A 25,526-nucleotide genomic window follows, 5' to 3' on the forward strand; every position below is an offset into this window, starting at 1 on the left:
CGGTTATTCCTCATAAATAAGAGAAACCTCAAGCCAAGGATCTTCCATAAGCTCAATAATCTGTAATTGTGTAAGCCATTCAAAAGGTATCTCTATCGCTTGTTCTTTAGAAAAACGATAACCACAACGCCCATAACTTGCTTGTGGGTGAATCTCCCGTAATCGCACGACAACATGGCTTTGTACTTGCGTTAATGCCGAATCGCCGTTATCTTGCTGAGCTTGTTCTTGTTCTTGTTCTTGTTCTTGTTCTTGTTCTTGTTCTTGTTCTTGTTCTTGTTCTTGTTCTTGTTCTTTAACATTGTCTTTGACTTCTTCCGTTTGCAGCTGAACTTTGTCTTTTTTGCTTACTGTTTTTCTTGCCATCGTTTTCTCCTATCTGGGCAAGTTGCCTTGCCCTTGGGTTATTCAATAATTTGTGAAGACACCATCACTTTAAGGCGACCTTTCAAGATATTGGTCGTGCCATTAATCATTTCGCTCTCACAAATTTGGCGAGCTTTAAATTCCAATGAAGGTGGCACTAAAATCAGATTTGGACGGATATTTAATAACTTACCGCCATCGCCTTTTAAGCTCTGCATTTGAGCAATCACCGCCATAATATTTTCTGCATTCAGTTCCGTTTGCTCCACACGATGAGCTAACTGCCAGAAAGCAAACCCTGCTGCACCACGCGCTCGCACGCCCCATTCATAAATGTCTTCATTAAAGGTGGTATCAGATTTGGCTGGGTCAAAACGGGTTTCAATTTCAGGTTTAGTTCGCTCTTGCCAAATTAACGGTTTAATAACATTGCTGGTATCAAAAATATAAAATACAGGGGCGGAAGCTGTGCTACCTGTAGTGATATTAGCTTGATTGGTGCTTGACCCTGTGCCGTCAACGTTATCAAAAACAGGGTGGTCAGTATCAAAGAAGTTTTGCCCATCGTAACAAAGGGTCGATTTACCTGTTTTTAATAAAGCAAACACTTCATCATCAGGCAATTCCGCTGCCGATTGCGCCGCTTGTTTCACTACATTACGGAAAAAGCCAACATCATCATCTTCCACATTGGTACGAGGAATACCTACAGTGGACTCAAATAATTTATTGGTAATGGACGTGCCTTGAGCTTGCATATTTTTACGCTGACGTTTGCCTGTCCATTCAATCATTTTAGGGAATTGTCCTAAAAAACCATAAGTAGAAATTTTGGTGCTTGAATTAACAGCCATCGCAATTTCTCGCCATTGAGGATTGACCAGTGCTAACCCAGCGACAAAATCTTTTTTAAATTGAGCATCAAAAACTTTTAATACTTCCGCTTTTTTAAAACTCATGATTTACTCCTATTTATTTAAATAATGTTCTTGAATAAATTCGGCTTCAGTCAGTCCCAAGGCTTTCGCTGCCACTTTTTCCCCTTCCGATAAGGCAACCGCTTTTTCCTCTGGGGCTTTGCCTTGAGTTTGTGTGCTTGTTAAAGCAGGATTAACGGTGGTTACGGCGAGATAATCCGACAAGGCTTGTAAGTCTTTTTGCCCTAGATTGATTGCCCATTCTTTTTGTGAAGGTAATAAACGCCCTTCCGATAATGCCACCTCAACTAATTGATTGACTTTGTCTTGGTTAATGGACTGGGTTAAGGTAACTAGCTCTTGTTGTACTTTCTTCATTTCAGAAAGAGGAACATATTGGGTTAGATCAATATGAGTTTGAGCAGTAACTTGTGCAGCTAATGCCGTTTGTTTATTCAATTCACTATACACATCGGAAAGGGCAATACCTTGCTCGCCTTTAGCTTGTGAAAGTGCGGTCAGTTTTTGTTTAATTTCATCTTCACTGGCTTGAGGTAAGCCAAAAAGATCACGTAATAATGCCAACATCGTTTTTTCCTTATTTGATTGTTGTGAAGCGGCAATGGCTTCGTGCAGTTGATGCAAAGCAGGGCGGTTAGTGAGTGCCGCATTAATGACTTGCACCACCGCACCATCTTGTGCAGGTAAGAAATAAGGCGAAATATAGCGATATTCTTTGGCTTTGATATGTTGTTGGGCTTTTTCTGTCCATTCCACATCAGCAAATAAGCCCTCGCCATCAATATATTCCGCTTGGATAATCCAACCAGCAGCAGGATTGCCTTGCCCGTTTGTCTGAATAAAAAGTGTTTGGTGTTCGTAATCAATCATTGGCTTAACTTGAGCGAGATTAATTTGCTCGGCAAGTTGATAGCCATTGGTTTCATCTACATACCAGCCTCCTAATTCTTTGCCACGCCCATCAATGGCAGTAAAACGCCCGTAAGGAAATAACTGAATACGACCGTTACTTTGTTCTTTTAAGGCAAAACTGCAAGCGATAGGGGATAATGTCATTGAAAACTCCTAAACTGTGGTTAGGGTTTTATTGTAGGAAAGGTGAGATGAGAAAAAGCGGGGAAGTACTTCAGCACTTAGGCATAGTCGTTTATTTCAAATTAAAACGATTATAAAGGGGCATTAAGGTTATAACCTTTTTTAAAACGTTTTAAACCCCTTTTAAATCTTTTTAAAAAATTTGAAATGATAAATGCTACCTTAAACGTAGAAAATCGCTGTATAAGCCATTTAGGGGCATTTTTAGCTATATCGGATTATTGGCTAAGTAAAGAGCGAAAATAGTCTTGCATATCAGCCACCAAATCCGCTTTATCTTGTTCGGTTAATGTTAGAAAAGGACGAGCTGGAATGGTGACAGATTTAACTTGTACAAAACGTTCACCGATTTTAAATTTTAAATAATTGACCTTTTTCGGTTTAATGGTTCCGCCAAAATGATGAAGTGCGGCATAGAGGACATTTGTGCCAACAATGGCTTCATCATGATTATGTTTGGCTTGAATACTGTTTTGCAAATTACCGCTATCAATTAATGGTTTGCCCTCACGATAGGCTAATCCCGCCCATTTAGGGCGACCACTTTCCACAAAATTTTGTTGTACAACTGACAACATAGTGCCAGCCAATTTTTGCATTAATGGGGATCGGTTTGTCAGCCCTTGTATGGCTTTGCCTAATTGTTTGGCAATACGCTCATCATTATTGACTTCAAGTTCTATCATATTGTAATATCCTTATGTGGTTAGAAAAGCGATGATAATCTCGAGGATCGCAGGCGGTAAGTTGAAATAGTACTTACTTCGATCGTGTGTAGGTGGTTCGAGCCCTACCTAGCCACGTTACCTATCAAAGGCTTTTTTCCATTGTTTATGACTTACTCGTCTGAATTTGACTTTAACTTCTATCATATTGTAATATTCTATATACGGTTATTTGAAAAGCGATGATAATCTCCCTGATCGCAGGCGGTAAGTTGAAATAGCACTTACTTTGATCGTGTGTAGGTGTGGGGAGCCCTACCGAATAACCGTATATTTTTCTTTCATTTTTTTCATTTCTACTTCTTTTATTTTACGAAACGATAAAATAAATAGTTCTTTCCCACTAATACTTTTAATGATAGTAACAAATCCATTTTTAACAAAATGATATTTGTCTTGTCCATCTCTTACAATGAACTCAGCTTGGTTAATTATATCTGGTAAAATTGCATAAGATTCTGAAGTAAACCCCTGTCCTTCACGACTATTAAATTGCTTGAGTAATGAGTCATCAGACAGCCATACAGTTTTAGTTGTGCTATTTAATAACAATTGATCTTGATTTGTTAATACTCCAGCACTAAATTTATATTCTTTGCGTAACTGATTTCTAATAGCAATTAAATTTGATGATGACAATTTATCTATCAAACCTAATTGCTGTTTAATTTGTTTAAATTCTTGTTGAAACTGTAAATAATCCAATTTAAAACTGTCGCCTGCCATTTCTCGCTTGGTAAATTGATAGGCGAGAGGTGTCGGGTAATTGTCTAAATTCGGGCGATAGCTCACTCGTCCTACATTATAATCAAAGCCACGATCAGCCTGAATTATTGTACCATTAGGCAATTTATAGCCAGTGGTGTACTCCACGCCATTTTTTAGCTGTCTAGGACTTTGCACAATTAATTGCCCCTCACTGCTTTTCACTTCAATCTGTTGCCGTTCAATATCTCGTTGAGCTAAGGCAATCACCGTACAACGACAATTAAAGCCATTAGGTGGATAGAACGTCTGCCAAAAGGGATCATCATAACGATAAACTAATCCGTTCATTTGGTTATGGCTTGGGCGAGTGCGTTTATCGCCTACGGCAGTATATTGCCAATAAGGGCGGTTAATCGCATTATCTCGTTGTTGTTGATAACGTTGTGCTGAATAGGCTGCTTGGGTATTAGTTTGATAAATAGTGCGTAAACGGCGAGGCGTACCAAAAATTTCCCCTGTTTTCGGATCAGCAATCACCGCTTTTTTATTAATATTATGTAACCACCCTTTATGCTTCATTTCAGCAAGTAATTCTTGTTGCCATTGGTGAAAAGGCTTGCCTGCTTGTTGTGCATCAATAAGTGATTGATAAATATCCTTAGTCATCTCAAGTGAAGATAAATTCGCAATGCGAGCCGCTTTGCCTCTGGCACTGGTAAGCAATGCCACATCATCAACTTGGTCTAAAATGGCTTTTTTATTGCGTAAATAAGCGATAGCCTGTTCTGGGGATAGCCCAAAAGAAAAAGCGGTTTTAGCCATCACTGACTCCCAACAATTCCGCCACAAATAGCCCTTGAGTTAAATAACGCTGATGTTGGCTATCCTCTAAATCAGGATATAACCTTGCTAAGGCTTCTGCCACTTGTTCATAATCATCACAAGATTGCAATAATGCCACCGCTTGCTTAACCATAGGATCAAGTTGGCGATTAAAATCAATATCGGCAAACGCTTTGTTTTGCTCCTCATCTAATATCGCCTGTTGTGTTGAAACCTCCTCGTGTGAAAGGGCAATGCCTTTAGGCTGACAACAAGTGCAATGGCTTTGAGATAATGCAGTAGGCTCAGGTGTTAAGGCTTTAAATTGTAAAATTTCCTCGTCCTCATTTGCCTCTGGAATGCCTAATTTTTCACGCACAAAGCGTTCAGGAATTTTTACCCCAATTTCTACTAATTTGGGTAAAGCCTCCGCATATTGATTTAAATCCTCTCGCTCTTTGGTATCAAACTCAAAATAAGGAATACGGGTTGGATCAATATTGGCATTCAAGTTAATTTGCAAATACGGCAAAATAATCTGTTTGGTTAAGGTTTGTGCCAACTGTTTGGCATCACTGACTAACAGATCACGCCGTACTTCATTATGCACATTGCCCAACGCATTGGTTGAGCTTTTGCCGTCAGCTCCGCTGGTAAGGGTTTGCCCCAAAATCAAGCGAGCAATCGACTTTTCGCACCAATCCACCATTTGTAAAAAAGGATTATTTTGCCCCGCACTATTCGCCACATTATGCAATTCAACTTGCATGGTTTCTGGCATAATCCCTGCGGCATTATGCCCAATTTCTGCTAAGGCTCTTAATAGAGTGCGTTTTTCTTCTGCAGTCGCCCCCGCACCAAATTTACCAATACGGATCGGCATCCCATAAAGCTCTAAAAATTCAGCAAAATCATGTACTGAATAATGCTTAAACATATAAAGCCAAGCAAGGGTACGATATAAGCCTACTCGTGCTAATTGGGTTGAGCGTGATTTATGTTGATGAATGACCCAACCAAAAGGCAATAAGGCTTCGCCCATGGGGTTATCTCGGCTTTTTAACAACAAATTATCCTGATCATCTAACCTAAACCAAGATTGCGGACGAGGGATAAACTGCTTTGGAATCCATTTGCCATGATATTGTTGCCAAAGGATTTCAAGGGCAGCAAAACCGTGTCCCACACTGTCCATTAAGTCAATAAGTAAGTCTTCTAAATTAACAAACTGATAAAAAAACTCTTCAATTTCTTGTTGATATTGTTCTTCTTGAGCGGTGGCATTACGTGGGGCAACAATTCGCCAATCTAGGGTTAAAATTGCCCGTTTACGAGTTTGAATATTGGCGGCAATATTGCTATCCCGTTCTTCAATATCGCAAAACAGTTCGTGTTGAGCGGTAATATCCCCACGCTCGGCATCTTCAAAAATGCTTTTTAATTTGCTCGGTGTAATGCGATTGCTGGGGTGATCGGCAATAATTCGCCCTGTACTGGTTACCGCTGCCGTTTGTAATTGTTGTGGTGTCGTTAAGGTTTTTTGTGTTTTTTTCTTGTTTTTACTCATCATTAATGTCTCCAAATACTGCCACCACTTGAACCACCAAAGTTATCCTCATCAAGTCCAATCCATTCAATGGGGGCAGATGCACTCACTGCGTGTCGCCATAGCATTTCTAACGCATCTGCCCCATCATCGTGATCAGCTTTAGGGAAGTGGCGTAATTGGGCAATCAAGGTGCTTTGGCTTTGGTGTAATAAAATTAAACCATTTGCCATATGGGGTTGTAGGCTTTCAATCCGTAACATTTTGTCCGTATTTGGCTTTATACCCACCGCTGGCACAGGATAGCCCACTCTGGCAGAGCGTTTAACCAATTCATCTTTTAAAAACTCTTGAAATTGTATGGTTTCCACAAACCATTGCTGACATTGATATTGCTGATGTAAGCGAATGACATCTTCAATAATCAAATCAGGTAGGCGTTTTTTAATTAAGGCTTCAATCACATAGAGTTTACCTGTTTGACGATGATAACCACCGATTAAAATCGCTGACGGATCTCGGCTTGCCCCTGCTTTGCCTAAACTGGGATCAACCGCACCAAAATAAACTAAATCTTGTGGTAAACTTGTCCAGTATTGAATAGCATTGGCAAACATAGCACTGTCGCTACTAATAGGATCATTTTGATATTCTGAATCAAAGGTGCTATGCCCATCTCTGGCACGAATTTTCATTAATGTTAGCAAGGGTCTTGCTGCCCAAGAAACTTCCGCCCCTTTATCCATCTCGGCTTGATGAGATAAATAAAACGCATCGGCAACAGCTTCGCCCTCATTAAGGTAAAGATTTTCCCATTTATCCCATAAAGCCATATTATCTGGCAAACGAATTAAGGCTTTAAATTTTGCGGTTTGCCATGCTTTAGAAGATAAAGTACGATTTAGTACACTATCATAATGCAAAATCGTCCCAATATAGACAATATCTAATTTTTCCCCCGCTGCCCCAAGAGGTAATACGGTTTTTTTCAACCAGTCGTGCACCTTATCTCGTTGTTCTACTGAACGTACCTGCTCGTCATTTTCAATATCATCTAATACCACTAAATCAGGACGATAAGCCCCATGCCGTAAGCCACGCAGTTTTTTACCTGAGCCCGCTACCTGTACTTTCTGATTGGCTTTAGTCACAATAGTTGCCGCTTGCCAAACACGCCCTTGTCCTGCCACTTCAGGAAAATCAATCGCCAATCGTTGATTAAAGGCAAGTTCAACTTTAATGGCTTCTAACATCGGATAGGCTTGGTCGATACTGTCCATTATAATCAAAACATATTTTTTCTGCTGGATAATTAAACAGTACAAGGTAAACAACTGTGATACCAAGGTAGATTTCGCCTCGCCACGTGGTGCGGCAGTGGCTAAAAGCACTGATTCTATTTTTTGCAATAAGGTTGGCAAGGTGGCAAACAAATAATGATGTAATGCCGAGCGAGCAGGCGAACGTACATAATGGGGAAAATATTCACTGACAAAAAACTCAAATCCAGACACAGGATCAAACACCTGCTTACGCCGTTTAGCAATGGCGTCAAGGCTATCGTCCCAACCATTAAAGCTTGCCTCTAATTTTTGTCGTAAACTATCCGCATAAGCGGCAAGTTCCGCTAAAAACTCCTTGCTTTTCATTATTTAAATTCCTGTTCAAGTACTGCACCAAAATCCGTTAATAACGCTAAAAATGCTTCTAATAATTGCGGTTTGTGTTGTTGAATATATTCACCTAGCAACTTAACCGTTTTCATAGCACAAGCTAATTCCGACACTTCAGGCATAATTTTGCGACTGGCAGCCGTCATTTTGGTAAAACTATCGCCTAAGCCACTTAATAACACCGCTTTATCTTTCACAGACATTTCGTTATCGGCTTTTAGTTCTTCCATCACATTACCGAAATAAAGCACAAAGGCGGTTAATAAGCCACGTGCTACATCTTCAACCTTGCCCCCTGACAACGTATGTGCCTCACGTACCTTATCCCAATCATCGCCTTGTTGCTCCGCCTGTTTTTTCCAACGGCGAGCGGTGGCAAAAGATACCCCTGCTTTTTCGGCAGATTGTTCAAGAGGCAGTAAATCAAACACATAATAACGGCGCACAAAGGCTCGGGTTTTGCTGTCATGTGCCATCTTTATTGCCCCAAACTCGCTTTGATAATCTCAATACCAATCGCCGTAATCGCTCCCCCTAAGCCACCTGCAGCAACCGCTTTAATGCCCAATTTATCCATACGTTTTTCTAACTCAAATAAACGGCTATCTAAACTTTCTACCCGTTCGCCTAAGCGGTCAATTTTGCTATTGGCGGCTCGGGTTAATGCTAAAATTTCATCAAGTTTGTCATTTTGTTCTTTATTCATTTATCTGCCTTTTTATCTAATTTTTGGTTAATCGCCCGTAACTCCGTGCGAATTTCTCGCAAAATATCATCACTATGCTTGGCATTTAGCTGAGCCATTTCTTTGCTTTGATAGTTCTCTTTTATCTGATTACATTCCGATTTCAGCTCTTTAATTTCTTCTTTCACTGAACGCAACCAAAAGCCCACAAAGGTAACGGCGATGGAAACCACGCCATTAAATAGCCATTCGCCACTAATCGCTAGGTTCATGACATACCTCCAGATAAGTTTGGTTATGGCTTAATACCTGCCGTTTGGTTTCCGTCGTGTCTTTTGAACTCACATAAATCAAACCAAAGGCACTACAACCACTAATCTGAACGTAAGGTGCCTTGCTCTCGCAACTGGCGATCAATATCATCATCAGACAAAGTGCGGTGCTTTTTCGCAATTTTTTTCGCAAGTTTGGCATTTTTTAACTCCTTATTGAGTGTGGCAGCCTCTGCTTTAATTTGGTTTAAGGCTTGTTGTTGTTTTTGAAGTTGGCGAGTGAGCGAGCCTATTTTCCAATAGGCAAAGCCTGCTAAACCGCCTAACAGTAAAATCCCTGTTAATAGCATATTCATGATTTTTCTCCTCGGTTAAGGGCATTGGCAAAGCCTTTGGTGGCAACACCCCCGCCACAGAAAATGGCAAAGGTCATAAAGAGTTCTGGTACATAAGCTCGATCAAGCCACACACAGAACACTAAAATCCCTGCCATTAATAACGCCCCAAAAAATTGGATAAAGCCTGTGGTTGATAAACGTCCGTTATCATTGGTAAATAATTCTTGGATTTTCAAGTCATTCTCCTCTCAAATTAGCCAATAGGCATAGTCAAAACATCTTCAAACTTCACATTTAGCCCCTCTTGTACTCGGTGCAAATGTCTAGGCAGTCTTAACTTTATTAAGTAAAACAAATAAACATCATCAAAATATAAGCTATTCACTACCGCATATTGTGTTCCTACCTCACCACTGGATGTCAGCAAACCGACTTGCCCCTTGGTCGCTGACAGCTGAATCACAATGCTGCCCTTGCGGTAGATTTTCGACTTTTTTGCCCGTTCTACCTCCGCAATATCTTGTAGCTGTAAGCAGTTTTCTGGCGGCGTATAAGGCTTTGCTTTAGTCTGTTGTATAACTAACGGCTTACGTCGCATCGGTAACGCATGACTCAATCGCACATCACCGCTTTCAATATGCTTAATCGCAGGCTCTTGCCAATGTTTGATATTAAAATCCTTTGCCACTTCTTCAGAATGTGGCATCACATTAATATCGCTGAACATCAAGCAATCATCTTGACTGTTCTGAATAAAATAAATCTGTTTCGCCACACGCTCCAACGTATCGCCGTGAATCACGATGGCATTCATACCACGCAGGGCAAGATTATGTAATAAGTAAGGGATAGCGTTATCCGCCAACTCTTCACATAAATAAAAATAACGGTGCGGGGCATAGCTGAAAATAGTTTCAGCAGTCATATCTGCCCACCATTTATTGATAATTAATGCCCCTGTGCCTGCGGTAGGGTCGTAAGCGGTATAACCTGTGGGCGTGGCTTGCCCAGCATTTGTAATCTGCGAAAGAATACTCGCTATACTATCAGGGGTATAATCTTGTTTATTGCTTTTACGCTCTGCCGCATAAAGTTCAAAATAGGGCTTAAAGCTGTCTTTTGATACATCACAATCCAACGCCAATAATCGGCGATAAAAGGCTTCACGCTCGGTTTTATTGAACAATATTTCCTTTAAATAGCGTTCAAATTCAGCGTGTTGTTTAACATTATTGGCACAAGCATAAAAGTCTTGGTAATTCATTATTAGTCCTTAAACCAATGATCAACATTAATCACTTCGCCGCTATCCAGCCAGTGCCAAACATCAAAACAAGGGCAATCCTTAACCCATTCATTGGGGGTAATAGTGCCATCACCGTTTAAATCAGGCGATAAATCACGATGCCCATAAATACGAGCATGAGGATAGCTGGCTTCCAGTTCACGCAATAAACGGTGTAGAACCTGCCACTGTTTGGCGGTATAACGACCATAGTTTTTACCGTCAATGCTAATACCGCCTACTAGGCAAATGCCGATAGAGCCTGTGTTATGCCCTTTAACGTGTGCGCCTGTTTCGCCGACTTTTCGCCCTGTTTCCACTGTGCCGTCGGTATCAATCACATAGTGGTAGCCGATATGTTTTAAATGGGGATTAAAGCGACGTAGCCACCAAGCCTGCCGTTGAAAGCCCCTTTTAGCGTGCCATTCATCAATGCGTTGTGCGGCGGTATGGGTTTTATTGCGTAATAACTTGCCGTTTTGCGTGGCAGAGCAGTGGATCACAATTTTGTTGATTTCGGGCATAAAAATAACCTCAAGTAATGAAATTCTTGAGGTTATTATGCTAAAAAGGGGCTTAATTTAAGGTAGGAAAGGGTTCAGCACCTTGACCTTCTCTGATTAAAATAGAACGGGTTGTGTGTCCCTTTGAGTTCGCAATTCTTGCAATATTTCCCAAAGTCGCCGATCAGACAGTTTATATTTACTACAAAGCTCCAACATTGCCAATCTGGCACTTAGCCCTTTTTGTTCGGTTAAATAATTAAAATCTGCCAAAATTTGGCGATTGCGTAACATTCGCAAGCCAGCCTCACAACGGGGAATATAAACCCGCTCGGATTGAAAATATTGGCGTAATATGACCGCACTTTCTTTGCCTAATAAGGCTTTTAAACGGGGGAAATAATAAACTCCGTCCGTAAAGCAAAACTCGGCACCGCCAAAATGTTCAATCAGTTTTTGGGTATCATTTAAGCCAATAAGGCGAACCATTTCTTGCACAATTTCAGGTAGATAATCAATAATGTCATTAAAATCTTGCATAAAAAAGCCCTCATACTGATTAGATTGAGGGCATTATCACATGGGATTTTTGAATGTGAGGATATTTGCGACAAAAAATTTTAAATTATTTTCCACAATTTTCTTTTAATAGCTCATTAACTTTTATGTATTCTGGCTCATTATTAGCATTTAAATAAAAATCTTTAGCTACTCTTAGTGCTAAACAGGCTTCTTGCATATCACCATACTTCTTGGCTAATTCAAACGATTTAATCTTTTCATCTGCTAATTGATTACTTATATTAGCAGTACTTTTTTTGATAGTTTCATCATCTATAATTGTTTCTGCCTCTTCTAGTTGAACTAAATATTCACCTTTCTTATTAGGAAAAATAGAGTAAATAATATCAAATTTATACAACGATGTTTGGATTATTGCAGAACAATACCTTGTATTTTTAGCGGTATTTTGTTTTTTAATTTCTTTGATGTAATTTATATCTTGTAAAAATAAATCAATTCCTGTTTCTTGGCTTCTTTCTGCAAGTAACTGCCTAATTGCATCATTTACAGCATCACATTTGGGAGGGGGTGAAAATAGCCAGTTAGCATAAACAGTATGAGATACAAAACTTAGAAACAGTACCATTAATTTATTCATAATATCCTCTTTAATCGATCATTATTAATGGTAATAACTATACAAAACTTATATTTTTGTTTCTACATTTTTATACAAATAATACTTGAAAAAACTATCTTTTCTGCTGTTGTCGTTGATGATAAACCGCTAACATTTGAATGACTTTTTTTAGCTTATCAACACTTAACCAATGCACAAAATCAACACCAAAGGCTTGTTTTGCCATGCTATCCGCATAGCTTGGTGGCAGTTTATATTGGCAGAGTAACGCCGTAATTTTGGCTAAATATATCGCCTTATACTTGGCAGGTTCAGGGCGTTTTTGTTTATGTTGAGCTTTAAATCCTCGCCGTTTCATCGCTTCTAAGACTTTATTGAGATCAGCGATTTTCATTAAACGACAGCTCGCTTTGCCTGTTAAACCTTGTAGCATTTGACGGTAAGTGTCTTCATCTAATTTAAGCTGATTTTTCGCAATATGAATCTTAGCGATTAACGCTTGACGTTGGTTGTTCTGGTGCATTTTCTTAATAATCCTTGTATTTTTCTCATATTTTTTATGGCTTTTTGTCTATCTTGTTCTGTCCACACCTGTTCAGGCAGTGCCACAATCTCCCTTGGCGGTATTCGCTCAATGAGCATTGAGGGCGTAGGAAAGCGTTCACATTCACAGCACAGTTTTAAAAAGGCTTGCTCAATCCGTTTTCTATCCAGCTTCTCCTCAAGGTGGGGGAATTTAAAACTAATTGCCTCTAGCCACACTTTTACTGTTAATTCCACTGCATCTTCAGGCGGACAATTTTGTAGTCGTAGCACAATTAACCTTGATAAACCGTTAATAATGGTATCTTGTAACCACATTTAGCCCCCTTTCATTTGCTGTAAGCGTTGTAATGCCCCTAAGGTTTTTGATTGCCCTTGTTTGACCGCTGGTTTATCGGCGAAAACTGCAACTTGTGTACTGGCTTGCGGTTTCCAACGGCTAATAATTTCAAACAAATAACCATGGCTTTTCATTGGCAATTTAAGATTATGCCGATTTGCTAAGGTCTGGTTAATGGCATAAATCCATGCTTCCACAGGCGCAGGATAACCTTGCCCATCACGTTGGATTTCCCCTTGTTCAATATAGGGTAAAAGCTCGCTTAATAAGGTGGCTACTCGGTCAAAAGAGAGCGAGCTTTTAGCTGGGCGAAATAAGCCTAAATAGCCGATTAAGCCTTTACCTAGCTCGCCACTTACCGCTAAGGCTAACTGTAACGCCTCGCTGGCTTTTTCATTTGCCACTAAGCTATCTAAAGAATTCACTGCACCACAAGCAGGGCATTTACATTTCATTGTTTTACTCCTTAAAACCTATTATTCAGCCCACTGACTAACATTAACTAATGGGCTGTAAATAGGTTTTAATATTCGACAGATAAAATTTCTTCACTTGTCGTGCTTAACTGATAAACAATACTGACACGATGCAATTCCCAGTAATCACTATTGTTTTCCTTAACAACAATAAATACGCCATCATCTTCGTCATAAATTTCCCACTCATCGTGATTTTTTTCTAAAATTTGTTCGGCAACCAAAAATAAAGTACTACTATTTGATTTAAAGGACGTCCATTGTTTTCCCTCTATTTCTTTTAATATCTCTTCTACTTCTGGTGTATCATCAATCAAATCCCATAGGACGATGTATTCATAGGTTTTCATGTGTTTACCTCCTCAAATCAGTGTTACTTTCGTTAAACCCATTATTCAGCCCACTGGTTTAATGGGCTGTAAATAGCTTTTAATCTTCAGAACATAAAATGTGCTCGCTTGTCGTGCTTAACTGATAAATAGCTCTGACAAGGAACAATTCCCAGTAGTCGCTATTATTTTCCTTAACTGCAATGTATATATCCTCATTCTCGTCATAAAGATCCCAATCTATATAATTTTCTTCTAAAATTTGCTCAGCAACTAAATCTAATTGACTAGCATTTGAGAAAAACTTATACCAATATCCATTTTCTATTTTCTCTAAAAACTCTTCCTTTGTCGGTGTATCATTCCATTTTGAAAGAGCTATATATTCATAGGTTTTCATGTGTTTACCTCCTCAAAATTCATTTAGCCTTGAAAATACGGCAACTCGTCCTTATCTTGCTTAGCTTCTTCCTCTTTGATTTCCGCTACTAATTCATTTAATGCCTTAGAGAAAGCACGCTTTAATCGTTCATCAGGAATATCCCTCGCTCCCAAAAAAGCCATGGCTTCGCCATCTAACAATGCTCGGTACCAATTAACTTCCCCAAATAAGCTACCTTCCCAATTGACTTGTAAGACTTTGCCGCCTAATACCTCAGTATTCTTTGAGAAGACCAATTTACTGGCGGTACTTTCGTCCAACTCAATTTCAAGGGTTAATAATACTTTTCCATCAAGCTCCATTTCTTTCTCCTTATTGATTAAGGCTATTCGCCACTCTTACCATTCTAATTTTCGTTTCTTTTGCTTTATTAATAGCGGTTTGCCACATCTGCAATGTCGCCCCAATATCATCACAATCCAGCATATGTAGGCTATCAATCATCAGGTTAATACTGATATTCATCTGTTCTTTTAAATCGAGCTTGCTATTAATGTCCATTCTTCGCTCCTTTCCAATGTAAGCAAAACGCCATACGGTTTAAGCAATAGTCTTGGTTTTGCGGATTTTGGGCTAAACTTGCCGATTTTCGCCATAACTCTGCGGCATAACTCAGGTCGCCAGCCTTTTCTACTTCTGCCGCCAATTGGCTTAATTGTTTAAAATTGTGTTTCATCTTTTCTCCTTATTTGCGTAACTAAAACACATTCCAAACGCCTCTTAACAGGGCTTTAAAAGGCGTTTAAATGTGCTTTAAATCCCTGCCAAATCGAGTGAAATTGGCTGATATTTACCTTGCTCATCGCGTTCATAAAAGCGGATATAATCTTTACTGCTAACCACCTGCATACTGTCCGAAATGGCTTGCATGGCTTTTAGCCAACGCTCATCTTGAATATCTACCTTTCTTAATGAAAAAATACGAGCAGTGCTTAAGTTACCTTCCTTATCCACTTGGAAAGCGCTATCAATTAATGAACGTAGTTCAGGGCGGGCTTCAACTGACCATTCATGCAAACATTCATCAATCAAGGTTTTGGCTGCGTGAATACGCTCATCAAACCGAATATGGTCAGATACCGCCACTTGCAATTTATATTTACCGTCATAGGTAAAGAGGGTTAAATTCCCTTTACGCCCGCCCATTTTTACCCCGTATTTTTCCGAAGACAGGTCAACAAATGCCCCAACATCATTGAAAACTTGTTGCTTAAAGGCTTTCATTGCCTGTTGTACATTCATTGCCTTTTCAACAAAATCACGCACTAGGGCATCACGCTCTTTATCTATTTCCCTCACTAACTCATCTGGGGTTAAATGCCCTTTCGCATCTTTCCAGTAAGTTTTTCCTTCAATGACTGTTTTGCTCATAATGACTCCTTGTTTTCATTTAAAATTGCTACAACTTTTATTGATCTTTTTTTCACTAAAACTTCAAAATGACTAATCCCATGTACCAACACATCAATAAGTTGATTAGGGTTGTTGCGGTTTTCTTCTCCCCATAAAACACAATATTTAATAAATAAAGGGTCTTTTCGGGTAATCAGATATATTTTTCCTATTTCCAGCACGTTTTATTCTCCTATGTCGTTATAAAAATCCGTATTCGGGTAATGCTTAATCAGCCAATCTTGAATATATTGCTCTTCCTCTGGGGTTAATTTCGGCTGAAATTCGCCATATTGATGCCGCCATTCTTGAGCCGCTCGTTCTTGCCAACAAACGATATCGCATAAATCTTCCTCCGCTTGCTGACAGGCTGATAACAAGAGCGGTATGATTAAGGTTACATATTTTTTCATTGCGCTATTTCCTCTTTCCCCAGTTTGATTACAATTAGGCGTTTGTTATTTTTATCTTGCTGGATAAACTTCGGCGTTGCCTTGGTTCTAATACTTTTTTCACTAATATTGAGTTTCTTGGCTAGCTCTTCCGCTGTGCCGTCGCCTAGGTTCAGCTCGCCACGATAAATTGCGTAAATTTGTTTTTGCCGAGCTTTCATTTCTTCCTCCTTAGTGGATTAACATTTTTGCATAGGCATCAATCAACTCATCATCAATGTCCCGATGGTTAATTTCTGCAATACGGATAACCCCTCGCATTAATTTGTTTAAGCGACGAGCATTACCTTTGCTTGCTTGGATCAGTTTTTGATTAAAAGCTGATGTTCCCAATCCATTTTCAGCCAATAAACAAACATCTTCATCAGGTAGGCTATTGCCCAAATCGCAAGCCAACGCCACTCGGCTATAAAGTTGAGCCAATTCGCCATATTTCCCTTTTAAATTCACAATTAATCTCGGCATACCTGCTAGCACCAGCCCACAGCCTGTTAGGTCGTGAATACGACGTAAATACTCAAGGCTTTTGGTGCTTAACAATTCAGCTTCATCAACAATAATTAATCGGCTAAATCCTTTGTTATTGCCAAGTTTGTCGGTAATACGAGAAAATAGATCGTGATTTGCCCCTGTATCATTCACATTCAGTTGTTGGCAGAGGGTTTTCAATAACACTTTTGGCGAGCAACTTGGTTCTACTTCAATTAAAATCACTTCTGGATTTTCGTTTTTGTATTGTTTTAAGGCTTGGGTTTTGCCTAAACCTGCCTCGCCTGTAATCACATTGATTTCGCCCTCAACGTGGGCAATATGCAACACATCAAGGCATTGTTTAGCCACAAAGGTCGGTACAAATTTGTTATCAAATTTTCTATCAATCACTTTGTCTTTCTGACGGCTGATAAGTCGCTCAACAGCCTGATCAATTTCATCAACTCGCCCTTTATATTCGCCTTTTAAATATTGGCTGATGACTGCGTTGGATTTGCCTAAGGCTTTGGCGACTTGTGTTTGTGTCATACCTGTTTGTTGCATATAGTGGATTAATTGTTCTTTCATGGTTTATTTCCCCTTGTGCTGTAATTCTGATGGTAAAATCGCAATTTTGCTTTTCTGTGGTATCACTTGTTTGGTTGCCAACTGGTGTAATAAATTACTGTTAGGGTTAATCTGAATAACAGGATTAAGCTCATCATTAATGGCTTGTAACTGTTCTTGTTTAATTTTGGCTCGCCGTTGCTGACGTTCTTGGCGAGTTTTCTCAACAAAGGACAATGGAAAGGCTTCACGTTTATTCCCATTCCACTGAGCTTCGCATAGATAGCTCCCCTCTAAAGTGCGGATAATTACCGTCTCGGCTTGATGAATATCAAAGGATACCGCCACTTTCTCACCGTCCACATCAAGCAATTTTTGACTAAAGTAATCATTATTAAATAACGACACCCAGCCTCGTTGTGCGACCCGTAATACTTGCGGTCTAAACATATCTCGAGCCTCAATCGGTGTGATATACACAATGTCATCGTCATTTAATAAGGCTTTACGCTTCATTGCTGGCGTTGTCCCAATTTCACGATGAATATGCTCATTGTTGTACCAATTCACACCTGCCTCCACCGCATCAATAAACTGTTTCCACGTTGGCAATTTACCGATTGCCCAACGTTGTTTGTCGGTTAATTCGCTATTGCCTTTGCGTAAGGCTTTGTCAAGGCTTAACACCGCTGTATGGGTTTTTCTGACCGTTTCACGATCAGCCCCTGTGCCATGATAAGTTTCAAATTGACGAGCGATTCTTAAAGCTAAGGTTTGGTTGACCCGTTCAATAATGCCTCGCCCTTGCGGATTGCCGGGAATACCTGTTTGATGGTTAATGCCCAGTCTTGGTAAAATCCCTGTAATATCAGCGTCTAATGTCCAGTTCTTTTCACCGCCACCGTTGTCAGAATAATAAATGGCAGGAATACCATGATTTTCTACCCCATTACGAATAGCATCGGCGACCGCAATACAGTTTTCAGAAAGGGAAACTGACCACCCCACAATAAATCGGCTGGCAGCGTCCATCACTAAGGTTAATTCAGGGATAAAAGGGCGACCATGATCAGGGTGTTGCACTTTCATTTTCATAGAATGTCCATCGCCTACCCAAACATCATTGGCTCGCAACACCGACCAATCACGTTTAACATAAGTATTCAACGCTCGTAATTCCGCCCCTGTTTTACGTCCAATTTCTTTGATATGGGTTGGCAATTTATCCATTGCACGCCGCACCACACCTAAACTTGGGCAACGCTTTAACATTAATGGCTGATCAACATAGGCTTGTTGCCATGTATGGCAAAATTGCTGATAGGCTTCGGCAATAGAAACCCCTTTTGTGGTGCGATAACAAGCTAAGAAATCAGATAACCAAGCAATATCTTCCGCTTTTTTCGCCATACGTTTAGCTGGTGCTAAGGCTTTTAATCGCTCTGCGGGACTATTGCATTTTTTATAATCTAAAACCCATTGATTTAATGTTCTTTCTGACAGTACACGCCCACAACCTTTACCATTTTTAGCATTAGCAATATGGACTAATTGCATCACTTCATTAGGCAACTCGCCCTTTTTAGCGTTATCACACAACATTCTTATCGCTTTATAACGCGGCAAGGCTTGCTCTAACTGTTGAACATAAGCCACTAAAGCCATTCTTGCATCAGCGATTTGGCGTTGATTGGTGGTGAGTTCGTCTAGGTTTATTTGTTTAATAATTTGTTGTGAATTTGGCTTACTTTGCACGACCGATTTAGAAACTTTATCTAAAATTTCTTTCTGCAATTCAGTTGGTAGAGAAGACAGAGCATATTCAACACCACCACCTTTGCCTTTTCTTTTTTGAGTTTTCCAAAGTTGTTTTTTTGCTTGATAAATAATTCCTTGCACTGATTTAGGGAGATCAGATAAACTAAACTCTAATAATTCTTTTGCTGAATAATGTGTTTTCAAACTTTTCTGACTCATAAAAACCTCTTTATGAATTACTTATCAGCAAATTTTTTATTATTACGGTGAGCAAATCGTTCTGCCCAGATTTCTTCTGGTGGAATACCGATAGCTTCTGCTATTATTTTTTCACCCTTTAACCAAGGTCTGTCTAACGCATTTTTTAATGTGCTAGCTTGACTGTAACCGTGCTTTAACGAGAGCTGGCGTAAACTCCAGCCCTTTTTATGTAATGCAGCGATGATGTCGGCTCGATGCCAATCTTCAGCTGTTTTTTTAGTTTGTGTTAATGTACTCATTAGATAACCTCATTGACTTAACACAAGAGATAATAAACCTAAAAATGAATCGTGTAAAGTTTAAAAATGAATTTTTAAAGTTATTTTTTAATGTTTTTATAGATAAGACACATAAATCATTGATTTTAAAACTTAATTTTAAACTTTAAAAAATTAGTATTTAACATTGGATTTTTTAAAGTTATGGCTTCAAAGTTTAAAAATAGCTCTTTAATAGGCAACAGGATAAGAGAACATAGAGAAAAATTAAATTTAACTCGCCCGGAGTTAGCAAAAGCAGTTGATGTATCACTATCAGCATTACAAGGTTGGGAAATGAATGAAAGAGAGCCGCAAGCCTCAATGATTATAAAAATAGCAGAAACGCTAAATGTTTCTCCAAATTATTTATTGACTGGTGAAATTGAAAAACAAAGCCATTCATCTACTAATATAAATTCCCTTACCGTAGATGAAGCCTTTATCGCATTGAAAAATGCTGTTTCAGAGGTCATGCAAAAATCAGTTCAAAATGACATAGAGCTAAGTAGTGAAGAGAAACAGATTATTCTTAATTTTAGGCGTTGTAATCAAGAACAGAAACAAGCCATCAATATGATGATAAATACTATGGTATCAACATCATTAGCAAATATTAAGCCTAGTAATGAAGATGATAGAACCCGAAAAGAAGATATACTTCGCCACGCTAACGGTTAGTAATGATGAATACTGGTAATTTGGACGTTAAAACATTGTTCCTATTTTAGTTCCTTTGCTTTTTCAAAGTATAGTAACGGTAGCATTGATAAATCAAATAAAAGGAACAAAAGGAACAGAGAATATATTTAGATCCTTTTCAATATTAGGAAAAAGGAACAGTTTAAAATAAGTTGAAAACGAGTATTTTTCCATAAACCCGTTAAATTTCAATAAATTACATATAACTTGGACGTTTTTATATAGGTTTACTGAAACGTCCAAGTTACCAAGTTCAACTTGGACATTAATTTTTATATTTTAAAAGAGAAAACTGCCAGATATACCGCAAATCTAAGGACTTTTAAAAACAGTTTAAAAGCCGATCATTTTATGCAAATAAAAATGCAATTTCTGCTCATTTTTGCTCATTTCTGAACATTTTATTTTTTGCATAAAACAAAATAGCAAATTGGCGTGAAGCCCCATTTTATAAGGTTTCACGCCAATTTTTTTCAACCAAATTATTATTTTTCTTTATGCAAATATTATCAGTACCCCACAGCTCCTTTACTGGATAATAACTGAGCAAGATTATCATTTCCTACTTGTCCTGAACCATGTAAAAAAATAGTTAAAGGGAATTTAGTTTGTTGATGTGGTGGCGTATATAAACGATAAAGAAGTTGGTTGTCTGGGGTATTGAGATAAATACGGTGGGAAGTAAATTGATCAATAAAAGGGGTAATGATATTTTTTCTTTCAGCTGATTGTTTGATTTGTGTAGGAAAAATGGTTTTACCATTGAGTAAAGGTAAATTGCCTGTTTGGTAAATGTGATAGATTAAGCGTTGTTGGTAATATTCTGGTATACGGCTAATTTGTGTTTTTTGGCTGTAAATAATTTGTCCTCCAGCATTTTTTTCTCGTACAGTGAGCGGGGTTTCATTTGCCTTATTTAGCTGATAAACATCGGCATTAGGATCATCTTGAGCCAATTCAATAATCACAAAACGTCCTTGTTGTGGTTTTTCACTTCTTTCAGGACGATGATTGCTATAAGCCTTGAGTAATGTTCGTTCTTGTAATTCTTGTTGATCTAAGCTGGTTTTCACTTGATAAATGGTTTTGAGGTTATTACCTGCTAATAAGTCATCTTCGTACTCTAAAGCAACTGCGGTAATTTTTTGCCCTTTGGCGGTAATTTCACTTAATAAACTCACATTGATGATAGGGGGATTTTCAGTATTTCTTAATGATTGAGCGAATGTTGTGGCATTGAAGAAAAATAAAAGTAATAGAACGTATTTTTTCATTTCATTCTCTCCTCTGAGGCAATAAAAAAGTTAGGGATTTTCCCTAACTTTTTAGATGATATTAGACAAAGATAAACCAAATTAAGCTGACAAATAAGAAAGCAATTGTGCCAAAGATTGTGGATAAAATTGTCCATGTTCTTAAGCCTTCGGTAATGGAAATACCAAAGAATTTTGTCCATACCCAAAATAAGGAGTCATTAACATGTGATAAGGTCATTGAGCCAGCTCCAATCGCCAAGGTAAGGAGTGAGATTTGTAATCCTGTATATTGTTCTGCAATAGCTGCTGGTGCAAGAATGGTGGCGGTAGTAATAGTGGCAACCGTCGCTGAACCTTGGGCAGCACGCAGTAAAGCTGATAATATGAATGCAAGAAGTAATAGAGGTAAACCTGTGCTTGCCAATACATCAGCAAGTGCTTTACCAACCCCACTGGCATCTAATACTTTACCAAACATTCCCCCTGCACCAGTGATAAGAATAATCCCTGCGATTGGTGCAAGAGCTGAGTTGAGTATTTCTTCTAAACGATCTGTATTCCAACCTCGGCGAATACCTAGAACATAAGATGATAAAAATACCGCCATTAATAACGCAAAGGGAGAGCTTCCCACCATACTAAAGATTTCTCTGATGAGATTATCTTTTGGTAATGTGGTTGCGGTTACCGTACCTAACATAATCAACAACAGTGGGAATACAATCATCGCTAATACTGTCCCGAAAGCTGGTAAGCCTTGCTCTTGTTGTGCGATCTTTTTTTGTTGTTGAATAAGATCGCTTGAAGTTGGTACAGCGACAAAATTACGTTTGGTAAAAAAGGGAATGCAAAGATGCCCTAATAAATAAGTCGGTAAAGCGGCAATCAATCCGATACCCAACACTAAACCAATGTCTGCTTGTAAACTTTGTGCCCCTGCAACGATCCCCGGATGAGGTGGGAGTAAAACGTGGACGAGTAGCATTGATAAACCAATAGGTAAGGAATATACCAACATATTGCCCCCTATACGTCTCGCCACGCTAAAGATAATTGGAATTAATACGATAAAACCAACATCAACGAAAACGGGGATACCGAAGATAAACCCTGTCATACCAAGGGCAAATGGTGCATGTTTTTCGCCAAATTTATTGAGTAACCAATTAGCAAGCACATCAGCACCATTAGATTTTTCAATAATTTTACCGAGCATTGCTCCTAATCCCACAATAAGGGCTACACCGCCTAATGTACCACCCATTCCGCTAATTAAAGTAGGAACGACTTTGTTCATTGGAATGCCTGCACTTAATGCGACAGCGATACTGACTAACCCTAATGCAAGAAAAGGGTGTACTTTTCCTTTTATCATAATGATTAACAAGGCAATGACACTGGCAAGTCCGATAAGGATTAACATTTCATTTGACATAAAAAGTCCTCCTCATTGCTCGTTAAAACGAGCAATGAAATATGGTAGTTAATGGATAATTAAATAATGGTTAAACTTAGATTAGAGGGTTATTTATACCGACTAAACCACGCTAACCCCTGTTCGGTTTCGCCACGAGGTTTATATTCACAACCGATATATCCCTCATAGCCCATTGCGTCTAACTTATCAAATAGGTATTGATAGTTAATTTCGCCTTCATCAGGTTCGTGGCGATCAGGTACAGAGGCAATTTGAATGTGGGCGATATGTTTAGCCAATTTGTCAGTAAGACGAGAGAGGTTACCGTCCACATTTTGGGCGTGGAAGTAATCAAGTTGTATAAATACATTATCTCGTGCAACTTGTTCAACAATCGCTAAGGTATCAAATTGACTTTTTAATAAATAATTGGGTTTAACTTCTGGGCTTAATGCTTCAAGCAGTACATTAATACCATAGGGTTTAAACTTATCTGCGGCATAACGTACATTTTTAATAAAGGTTTGTTGATACTGCTGACGATCAGCTCCGTCAGGAACAACCGCCGCCATAATATGAACATTAGGGCAACCTAAGGCTATGGCATATTCTAAAGCAAGATCAATTTCACGTTGGCTATCGCTTTCTCGCCCGGGGATTGCAGCAATGCCCCATTCGCCAGCTTCAATATTGCCTGCTGGGGTGTTAAATAGCACTTGTTTTAGCCCATATTGATCGAGTTTGGCTTTCAGTTCGTGAGCAGGATAATCATAAGGCCAAAGGTATTCTACATAGTTAAATCCAGCTTTGGCAGCGGCAGCGAAACGCTCTAAAAACGGCACTTCATTAAACATCATCGTTAAATTGGCGGCAAATTTTGGCATATTATTTTCCTCTGTTTTTTAGAAAATTCACTTCATCATCACTTAGATAGCGGATAGCTTGCCCTTGTAAGATAAAATAGAGCTTGGCAGTTTCTTCCAATTCTTCACAATTATCTACGGCATCAATCAAATCTGAACCTGTTACCACTACCCCATGATTAGCTAATAAAAAGGCTTTGGCGGTATTGGCACGCTCGCCTAATTCTCTTGCAATATTGATATCGCCCGGTGGGTAATAAGGGATTATCGGTAATTGCCCTACTCGCATAACATAATACGGCGTGAAGGCTTGCATTGCATTATCAGGATTAAGCCCCTGTAAACAAGATAACGCCGTTAAATAGGTTGAGTGTAAATGCACAATGGCTTGGCAAGTCGGATTGGTTTGGTACATAGCTAAATGAAAAACCGATTCTTTAGAGGGTTTATCCCCCTCTAATAAATTGCCTTGCATATCCAATACAGAAAGGCGATCAGCTTGCAAACGCCCTAATGAAGATCCTGTTGGGGTAACTAAAATACGCTGTGCATCAAGTCGTACAGAGAGATTACCCGCACCACCTACACTATAACCACGTTCAAATAAAGAACGTGCTAATTCAACCATTTGTTGTTTTTGTTGTTGTTCTTTCATACTGCCATACCCTGTGCAAAACGGAAAAAATCTTTGCAACCAAAATTACCTGATTTCAAGGCAAGAAAAATCGGCTGTTCAATGGCTTTTAGCCAAGGCACACCCGGTGCAATTTGTTTTCCAATGTGGAAGCCTTGAAAACCTAATTGCTGTACCACAATACTTGAGGTTTCACCGCCTGCGGTAATAAAATGCGTTACGCCATAATCTTTTAATTTTTGTGCTAACTTAGCAAAGGCTTGCTCAATGGCGTGGCTAGCTTTTTCTGCACCAAATTGCTGTTGGATTTGTGCTAATTTTTCGGCAGGAACGGTAGCATAAACCATTGGAGCAAACTCATCGTCTAAATGCTTGACAACCCATTGATAAAGTTCCTCAACATAATTAGGGTTGTTAAGCGTTTGTGCCACATCTAGCCAATAACTGGCGGCATATTGTTGATAATATTCCACTTGCTGATTGGTCATTAAAGAACAAGAACCAGATAGTATTACCGTTTTTCCTCTTGTAGAAGTTGGTGCAAAGGCATTTTTTCCTGTTTGCCCACCACTTAAACGAGCTGCCATATAAGCCCCTAAGCCAGAGCCGCCCGTAACGAGCTTTAAATCCGTAATGGCTTCTGCTAAGGTAGCTAATTGGCTATTATCCACCGCATCAACCACTGCATAACGGTAGCCTTGCTGTTGTAGCTCGGTTAAACGTGCTTTAACCTGATTTGCCCCCTGACTCACATCAGCATAAGCGACTAAACCTGTTTTACCCTGTGCTTGAGCGTCCATTAAACGTATTAAATTGGCATCTTTCATTGGGGTAATAGGGTGATTACGCATACCAGATTCATTTAATAATTGTTCTCCAACAAACAAATAACCATTGAAAATCGTACGTCCATTAACGGGTAAGGCTGGGCTAATTACTGTAAAGGTTTCGCCTAGAGCCTCCAGCAAAGCATCGGTAACTGGGCCTATGTTTCCTTTGGCAGTGCTATCAAAGGTTGAGCAATATTTAAAATAAAACTGCTCACAGCCTTGTGTTTTTAGCCAATCTAATGCCTGTAAAGACTGTTGTACCGCTTGTTGTACAGGATTAGAACGAGATTTCAGGCTAATTACAATGGCATCAACTTGTTCGTTCAATGGTTGTGTTGGCACACCGTTCATTTGTACCGTTTTTAATCCATTTTCTGTTAAAAAACTGGCAATATCACTTGCACCAGTAAAATCATCAGCAATAACTCCTAGCATT

At 39.1% G+C, this 25,526-nt stretch carries 37 protein-coding genes; 1 reads left to right on the forward strand and 36 read right to left on the reverse strand.

The features are described 5' to 3' along the window. Positions 1–3: 3 nt before the first annotated feature. The 31 genes from A6A20_RS05305 to A6A20_RS05455 all read right to left on the reverse strand — a co-directional run bounded on the left by A6A20_RS05305 (position 4) and on the right by A6A20_RS05455 (position 19,370). A complete protein-coding gene (locus A6A20_RS05305) occupies positions 4–366 on the reverse strand; it encodes a hypothetical protein (protein WP_279572482.1) in 363 nt (120 codons plus the stop codon). 38 nt (positions 367–404) lie between these two features. Beyond that, a complete protein-coding gene (locus tag A6A20_RS05310; RefSeq protein ID WP_279572483.1) occupies positions 405–1,325 on the reverse strand; it encodes a Mu-like prophage major head subunit gpT family protein in 921 nt (306 codons plus the stop codon). A 9-nt stretch (positions 1,326–1,334) separates the two neighbouring features. After that, positions 1,335–2,360, reverse strand: coding sequence for a phage protease (locus A6A20_RS05315; RefSeq protein ID WP_279572484.1), 1,026 nt, complete (start codon positions 2,358–2,360; stop codon positions 1,335–1,337). A 257-nt stretch (positions 2,361–2,617) separates the two neighbouring features. Next, complete coding sequence (locus A6A20_RS05320; protein WP_279572485.1) at positions 2,618–3,085, reverse strand: phage virion morphogenesis protein; 468 nt, start codon at positions 3,083–3,085, stop codon at positions 2,618–2,620. A gap of 294 nt (positions 3,086–3,379) precedes the next feature. Continuing rightward, positions 3,380–4,654, reverse strand: a complete 1,275-nt coding sequence (locus A6A20_RS05325) for a phage minor head protein (RefSeq protein ID WP_279572486.1) — start codon at positions 4,652–4,654, stop codon at positions 3,380–3,382. After that, a complete protein-coding gene (locus A6A20_RS05330) occupies positions 4,647–6,221 on the reverse strand; it encodes a DUF935 domain-containing protein (protein WP_279573749.1) in 1,575 nt (524 codons plus the stop codon). Before A6A20_RS05330 ends, A6A20_RS05325 begins: the two co-directional genes overlap by 8 nt. 2 nt (positions 6,222–6,223) lie before the next feature. Continuing rightward, positions 6,224–7,849 carry a phage terminase large subunit gene (gene terL / locus A6A20_RS05335; RefSeq protein WP_279572487.1) on the reverse strand — a complete coding sequence of 542 codons (1,626 nt, stop codon included), beginning with the start codon at positions 7,847–7,849 and terminating at the stop codon, positions 6,224–6,226. Further along, positions 7,849–8,349: a DUF1804 family protein gene (locus A6A20_RS05340; RefSeq protein WP_279572488.1), complete on the reverse strand. Its 501-nt coding sequence runs from the start codon at positions 8,347–8,349 to the stop codon at positions 7,849–7,851. The genes terL and A6A20_RS05340 overlap by 1 nt, the downstream gene beginning before the upstream one ends. A 2-nt stretch (positions 8,350–8,351) precedes the next feature. Then, positions 8,352–8,579, reverse strand: a complete 228-nt coding sequence (locus A6A20_RS05345; protein WP_279572489.1) for a hypothetical protein — start codon at positions 8,577–8,579, stop codon at positions 8,352–8,354. Next, a complete protein-coding gene (locus A6A20_RS05350; protein ID WP_279572490.1) occupies positions 8,576–8,830 on the reverse strand; it encodes a hypothetical protein in 255 nt (84 codons plus the stop codon). The genes A6A20_RS05345 and A6A20_RS05350 overlap by 4 nt, the downstream gene beginning before the upstream one ends. 101 nt (positions 8,831–8,931) lie before the next feature. Continuing rightward, entirely contained in the window at positions 8,932–9,186 is a 255-nt protein-coding gene (locus tag A6A20_RS05355; protein WP_279572491.1) for a DUF2681 domain-containing protein, read from the reverse strand. Then, positions 9,183–9,404, reverse strand: coding sequence for a DUF2644 domain-containing protein (locus A6A20_RS05360; RefSeq protein WP_279572492.1), 222 nt, complete (start codon positions 9,402–9,404; stop codon positions 9,183–9,185). The genes A6A20_RS05355 and A6A20_RS05360 overlap by 4 nt, the downstream gene beginning before the upstream one ends. A 17-nt stretch (positions 9,405–9,421) precedes the next feature. Then, positions 9,422–10,432: an N-6 DNA methylase gene (locus A6A20_RS05365; protein ID WP_279572493.1), complete on the reverse strand. Its 1,011-nt coding sequence runs from the start codon at positions 10,430–10,432 to the stop codon at positions 9,422–9,424. A gap of 2 nt (positions 10,433–10,434) precedes the next feature. Then, the gene (locus A6A20_RS05370) at positions 10,435–10,977 is read right to left on the reverse strand and encodes an N-acetylmuramoyl-L-alanine amidase (protein ID WP_279572494.1); all 543 of its coding nucleotides are present in this window, start codon (positions 10,975–10,977) and stop codon (positions 10,435–10,437) included. 96 nt (positions 10,978–11,073) lie between these two features. Next, positions 11,074–11,496 carry a Mor transcription activator family protein gene (locus A6A20_RS05375; protein ID WP_279572495.1) on the reverse strand — a complete coding sequence of 141 codons (423 nt, stop codon included), beginning with the start codon at positions 11,494–11,496 and terminating at the stop codon, positions 11,074–11,076. A gap of 85 nt (positions 11,497–11,581) precedes the next feature. Next, entirely contained in the window at positions 11,582–12,118 is a 537-nt protein-coding gene (locus A6A20_RS05380) for a hypothetical protein (RefSeq protein WP_279572496.1), read from the reverse strand. A 94-nt stretch (positions 12,119–12,212) separates the two neighbouring features. Next, on the reverse strand, positions 12,213–12,623 hold the full coding sequence (locus tag A6A20_RS05385) for a gp16 family protein (protein WP_279572497.1): 411 nt from the start codon (positions 12,621–12,623) through the stop codon (positions 12,213–12,215). Further along, positions 12,593–12,961: a hypothetical protein gene (locus A6A20_RS05390; protein ID WP_279572498.1), complete on the reverse strand. Its 369-nt coding sequence runs from the start codon at positions 12,959–12,961 to the stop codon at positions 12,593–12,595. Before A6A20_RS05390 ends, A6A20_RS05385 begins: the two co-directional genes overlap by 31 nt. After that, complete coding sequence (locus A6A20_RS05395; RefSeq protein WP_279572499.1) at positions 12,962–13,438, reverse strand: hypothetical protein; 477 nt, start codon at positions 13,436–13,438, stop codon at positions 12,962–12,964. Between the two features lie 68 nt (positions 13,439–13,506). Continuing rightward, complete coding sequence (locus tag A6A20_RS05400; protein ID WP_279572500.1) at positions 13,507–13,809, reverse strand: hypothetical protein; 303 nt, start codon at positions 13,807–13,809, stop codon at positions 13,507–13,509. Between the two features lie 79 nt (positions 13,810–13,888). After that, positions 13,889–14,188, reverse strand: a complete 300-nt coding sequence (locus A6A20_RS05405) for a hypothetical protein (protein WP_279572501.1) — start codon at positions 14,186–14,188, stop codon at positions 13,889–13,891. 23 nt (positions 14,189–14,211) lie between these two features. After that, positions 14,212–14,532, reverse strand: coding sequence for a hypothetical protein (locus A6A20_RS05410; RefSeq protein ID WP_279572502.1), 321 nt, complete (start codon positions 14,530–14,532; stop codon positions 14,212–14,214). Between the two features lie 10 nt (positions 14,533–14,542). After that, complete coding sequence (locus A6A20_RS05415; RefSeq protein ID WP_279572503.1) at positions 14,543–14,731, reverse strand: hypothetical protein; 189 nt, start codon at positions 14,729–14,731, stop codon at positions 14,543–14,545. Beyond that, positions 14,721–14,906, reverse strand: a complete 186-nt coding sequence (locus tag A6A20_RS05420) for an ANR family transcriptional regulator (protein WP_279572504.1) — start codon at positions 14,904–14,906, stop codon at positions 14,721–14,723. The genes A6A20_RS05415 and A6A20_RS05420 overlap by 11 nt, the downstream gene beginning before the upstream one ends. 77 nt (positions 14,907–14,983) lie before the next feature. Next, positions 14,984–15,601, reverse strand: a complete 618-nt coding sequence (locus A6A20_RS05425) for a DUF3164 family protein (RefSeq protein WP_279572505.1) — start codon at positions 15,599–15,601, stop codon at positions 14,984–14,986. Next, positions 15,598–15,804, reverse strand: a complete 207-nt coding sequence (locus tag A6A20_RS05430; protein WP_132691879.1) for a hypothetical protein — start codon at positions 15,802–15,804, stop codon at positions 15,598–15,600. The genes A6A20_RS05425 and A6A20_RS05430 overlap by 4 nt, the downstream gene beginning before the upstream one ends. Before the next feature lie 3 nt (positions 15,805–15,807). Further along, positions 15,808–16,035 carry a hypothetical protein gene (locus tag A6A20_RS05435; protein WP_279572506.1) on the reverse strand — a complete coding sequence of 76 codons (228 nt, stop codon included), beginning with the start codon at positions 16,033–16,035 and terminating at the stop codon, positions 15,808–15,810. After that, positions 16,032–16,235, reverse strand: a complete 204-nt coding sequence (locus A6A20_RS05440) for a hypothetical protein (protein WP_279572507.1) — start codon at positions 16,233–16,235, stop codon at positions 16,032–16,034. The genes A6A20_RS05435 and A6A20_RS05440 overlap by 4 nt, the downstream gene beginning before the upstream one ends. Before the next feature lie 10 nt (positions 16,236–16,245). Then, complete coding sequence (locus A6A20_RS05445; RefSeq protein ID WP_279572508.1) at positions 16,246–17,133, reverse strand: AAA family ATPase; 888 nt, start codon at positions 17,131–17,133, stop codon at positions 16,246–16,248. Positions 17,134–17,136: 3 nt separating this feature from the next. Further along, positions 17,137–19,089 (reverse strand): Mu transposase C-terminal domain-containing protein, encoded by a 1,953-nt coding sequence (locus tag A6A20_RS05450; protein WP_279572509.1) that lies wholly within the window; start codon positions 19,087–19,089, stop codon positions 17,137–17,139. 17 nt (positions 19,090–19,106) lie between these two features. Continuing rightward, complete coding sequence (locus A6A20_RS05455) at positions 19,107–19,370, reverse strand: helix-turn-helix domain-containing protein (protein WP_279572510.1); 264 nt, start codon at positions 19,368–19,370, stop codon at positions 19,107–19,109. Positions 19,371–19,553: 183 nt separating this feature from the next. On the opposite strand from A6A20_RS05455, the gene A6A20_RS05460 reads away from it, so the two are divergent. After that, positions 19,554–20,069, forward strand: coding sequence for a helix-turn-helix domain-containing protein (locus A6A20_RS05460; RefSeq protein ID WP_279572511.1), 516 nt, complete (start codon positions 19,554–19,556; stop codon positions 20,067–20,069). 530 nt (positions 20,070–20,599) lie between these two features. On the opposite strand, the gene A6A20_RS05465 is transcribed toward A6A20_RS05460, so the two are convergent. From A6A20_RS05465 to otnK, 5 genes are all read right to left on the reverse strand, one after another. Beyond that, entirely contained in the window at positions 20,600–21,364 is a 765-nt protein-coding gene (locus A6A20_RS05465; RefSeq protein ID WP_279572512.1) for a hypothetical protein, read from the reverse strand. A gap of 61 nt (positions 21,365–21,425) precedes the next feature. Then, on the reverse strand, positions 21,426–22,781 hold the full coding sequence (locus A6A20_RS05470; RefSeq protein ID WP_279572513.1) for a GntT/GntP/DsdX family permease: 1,356 nt from the start codon (positions 22,779–22,781) through the stop codon (positions 21,426–21,428). A gap of 89 nt (positions 22,782–22,870) precedes the next feature. Beyond that, positions 22,871–23,647, reverse strand: coding sequence for a 2-oxo-tetronate isomerase (otnI, locus tag A6A20_RS05475; protein WP_279572514.1), 777 nt, complete (start codon positions 23,645–23,647; stop codon positions 22,871–22,873). 1 nt (position 23,648) lies between these two features. Then, positions 23,649–24,281: a 3-oxo-tetronate 4-phosphate decarboxylase gene (gene otnC, locus A6A20_RS05480; protein WP_279572515.1), complete on the reverse strand. Its 633-nt coding sequence runs from the start codon at positions 24,279–24,281 to the stop codon at positions 23,649–23,651. Continuing rightward, entirely contained in the window at positions 24,278–25,525 is a 1,248-nt protein-coding gene (gene otnK / locus A6A20_RS05485) for a 3-oxo-tetronate kinase (RefSeq protein WP_279572516.1), read from the reverse strand. Before otnK ends, otnC begins: the two co-directional genes overlap by 4 nt. Position 25,526: the final 1 nt, after the last annotated feature.

The sequence above is a fragment of the Volucribacter amazonae genome (assembly GCF_029783845.1).
Lineage (GTDB): Bacteria > Pseudomonadota > Gammaproteobacteria > Enterobacterales > Pasteurellaceae > Volucribacter > Volucribacter amazonae.

Coding starts and splice junctions, on each gene's coding strand:
- A6A20_RS05305 (WP_279572482.1), bottom strand. CDS start 366: ATGGCAAGAAAAACAGTAAGCAAAAAAGACAAAGTTCAGCTGCAAACG.
- A6A20_RS05310 (WP_279572483.1), bottom strand. CDS start 1,325: ATGAGTTTTAAAAAAGCGGAAGTATTAAAAGTTTTTGATGCTCAATTT.
- A6A20_RS05315 (WP_279572484.1), bottom strand. CDS start 2,360: ATGACATTATCCCCTATCGCTTGCAGTTTTGCCTTAAAAGAACAAAGT.
- A6A20_RS05320 (WP_279572485.1), bottom strand. CDS start 3,085: ATGATAGAACTTGAAGTCAATAATGATGAGCGTATTGCCAAACAATTA.
- A6A20_RS05325 (WP_279572486.1), bottom strand. CDS start 4,654: ATGGCTAAAACCGCTTTTTCTTTTGGGCTATCCCCAGAACAGGCTATC.
- A6A20_RS05330 (WP_279573749.1), bottom strand. CDS start 6,221: ATGAGTAAAAACAAGAAAAAAACACAAAAAACCTTAACGACACCACAA.
- terL (WP_279572487.1), bottom strand. CDS start 7,849: ATGAAAAGCAAGGAGTTTTTAGCGGAACTTGCCGCTTATGCGGATAGT.
- A6A20_RS05340 (WP_279572488.1), bottom strand. CDS start 8,349: ATGGCACATGACAGCAAAACCCGAGCCTTTGTGCGCCGTTATTATGTG.
- A6A20_RS05345 (WP_279572489.1), bottom strand. CDS start 8,579: ATGAATAAAGAACAAAATGACAAACTTGATGAAATTTTAGCATTAACC.
- A6A20_RS05350 (WP_279572490.1), bottom strand. CDS start 8,830: ATGAACCTAGCGATTAGTGGCGAATGGCTATTTAATGGCGTGGTTTCC.
- A6A20_RS05355 (WP_279572491.1), bottom strand. CDS start 9,186: ATGAATATGCTATTAACAGGGATTTTACTGTTAGGCGGTTTAGCAGGC.
- A6A20_RS05365 (WP_279572493.1), bottom strand. CDS start 10,432: ATGAATTACCAAGACTTTTATGCTTGTGCCAATAATGTTAAACAACAC.
- A6A20_RS05370 (WP_279572494.1), bottom strand. CDS start 10,977: ATGCCCGAAATCAACAAAATTGTGATCCACTGCTCTGCCACGCAAAAC.
- A6A20_RS05375 (WP_279572495.1), bottom strand. CDS start 11,496: ATGCAAGATTTTAATGACATTATTGATTATCTACCTGAAATTGTGCAA.
- A6A20_RS05380 (WP_279572496.1), bottom strand. CDS start 12,118: ATGAATAAATTAATGGTACTGTTTCTAAGTTTTGTATCTCATACTGTT.
- A6A20_RS05385 (WP_279572497.1), bottom strand. CDS start 12,623: ATGCACCAGAACAACCAACGTCAAGCGTTAATCGCTAAGATTCATATT.
- A6A20_RS05390 (WP_279572498.1), bottom strand. CDS start 12,961: ATGTGGTTACAAGATACCATTATTAACGGTTTATCAAGGTTAATTGTG.
- A6A20_RS05395 (WP_279572499.1), bottom strand. CDS start 13,438: ATGAAATGTAAATGCCCTGCTTGTGGTGCAGTGAATTCTTTAGATAGC.
- A6A20_RS05400 (WP_279572500.1), bottom strand. CDS start 13,809: ATGAAAACCTATGAATACATCGTCCTATGGGATTTGATTGATGATACA.
- A6A20_RS05405 (WP_279572501.1), bottom strand. CDS start 14,188: ATGAAAACCTATGAATATATAGCTCTTTCAAAATGGAATGATACACCG.
- A6A20_RS05410 (WP_279572502.1), bottom strand. CDS start 14,532: ATGGAGCTTGATGGAAAAGTATTATTAACCCTTGAAATTGAGTTGGAC.
- A6A20_RS05415 (WP_279572503.1), bottom strand. CDS start 14,731: ATGGACATTAATAGCAAGCTCGATTTAAAAGAACAGATGAATATCAGT.
- A6A20_RS05420 (WP_279572504.1), bottom strand. CDS start 14,906: ATGAAACACAATTTTAAACAATTAAGCCAATTGGCGGCAGAAGTAGAA.
- A6A20_RS05425 (WP_279572505.1), bottom strand. CDS start 15,601: ATGAGCAAAACAGTCATTGAAGGAAAAACTTACTGGAAAGATGCGAAA.
- A6A20_RS05435 (WP_279572506.1), bottom strand. CDS start 16,035: ATGAAAAAATATGTAACCTTAATCATACCGCTCTTGTTATCAGCCTGT.
- A6A20_RS05440 (WP_279572507.1), bottom strand. CDS start 16,235: ATGAAAGCTCGGCAAAAACAAATTTACGCAATTTATCGTGGCGAGCTG.
- A6A20_RS05445 (WP_279572508.1), bottom strand. CDS start 17,133: ATGAAAGAACAATTAATCCACTATATGCAACAAACAGGTATGACACAA.
- A6A20_RS05450 (WP_279572509.1), bottom strand. CDS start 19,089: ATGAGTCAGAAAAGTTTGAAAACACATTATTCAGCAAAAGAATTATTA.
- A6A20_RS05455 (WP_279572510.1), bottom strand. CDS start 19,370: ATGAGTACATTAACACAAACTAAAAAAACAGCTGAAGATTGGCATCGA.
- A6A20_RS05460 (WP_279572511.1), top strand. CDS start 19,554: ATGGCTTCAAAGTTTAAAAATAGCTCTTTAATAGGCAACAGGATAAGA.
- A6A20_RS05465 (WP_279572512.1), bottom strand. CDS start 21,364: ATGAAAAAATACGTTCTATTACTTTTATTTTTCTTCAATGCCACAACA.
- A6A20_RS05470 (WP_279572513.1), bottom strand. CDS start 22,781: ATGTCAAATGAAATGTTAATCCTTATCGGACTTGCCAGTGTCATTGCC.
- otnI (WP_279572514.1), bottom strand. CDS start 23,647: ATGCCAAAATTTGCCGCCAATTTAACGATGATGTTTAATGAAGTGCCG.
- otnC (WP_279572515.1), bottom strand. CDS start 24,281: ATGAAAGAACAACAACAAAAACAACAAATGGTTGAATTAGCACGTTCT.
- otnK (WP_279572516.1), bottom strand. CDS start 25,525: ATGCTAGGAGTTATTGCTGATGATTTTACTGGTGCAAGTGATATTGCC.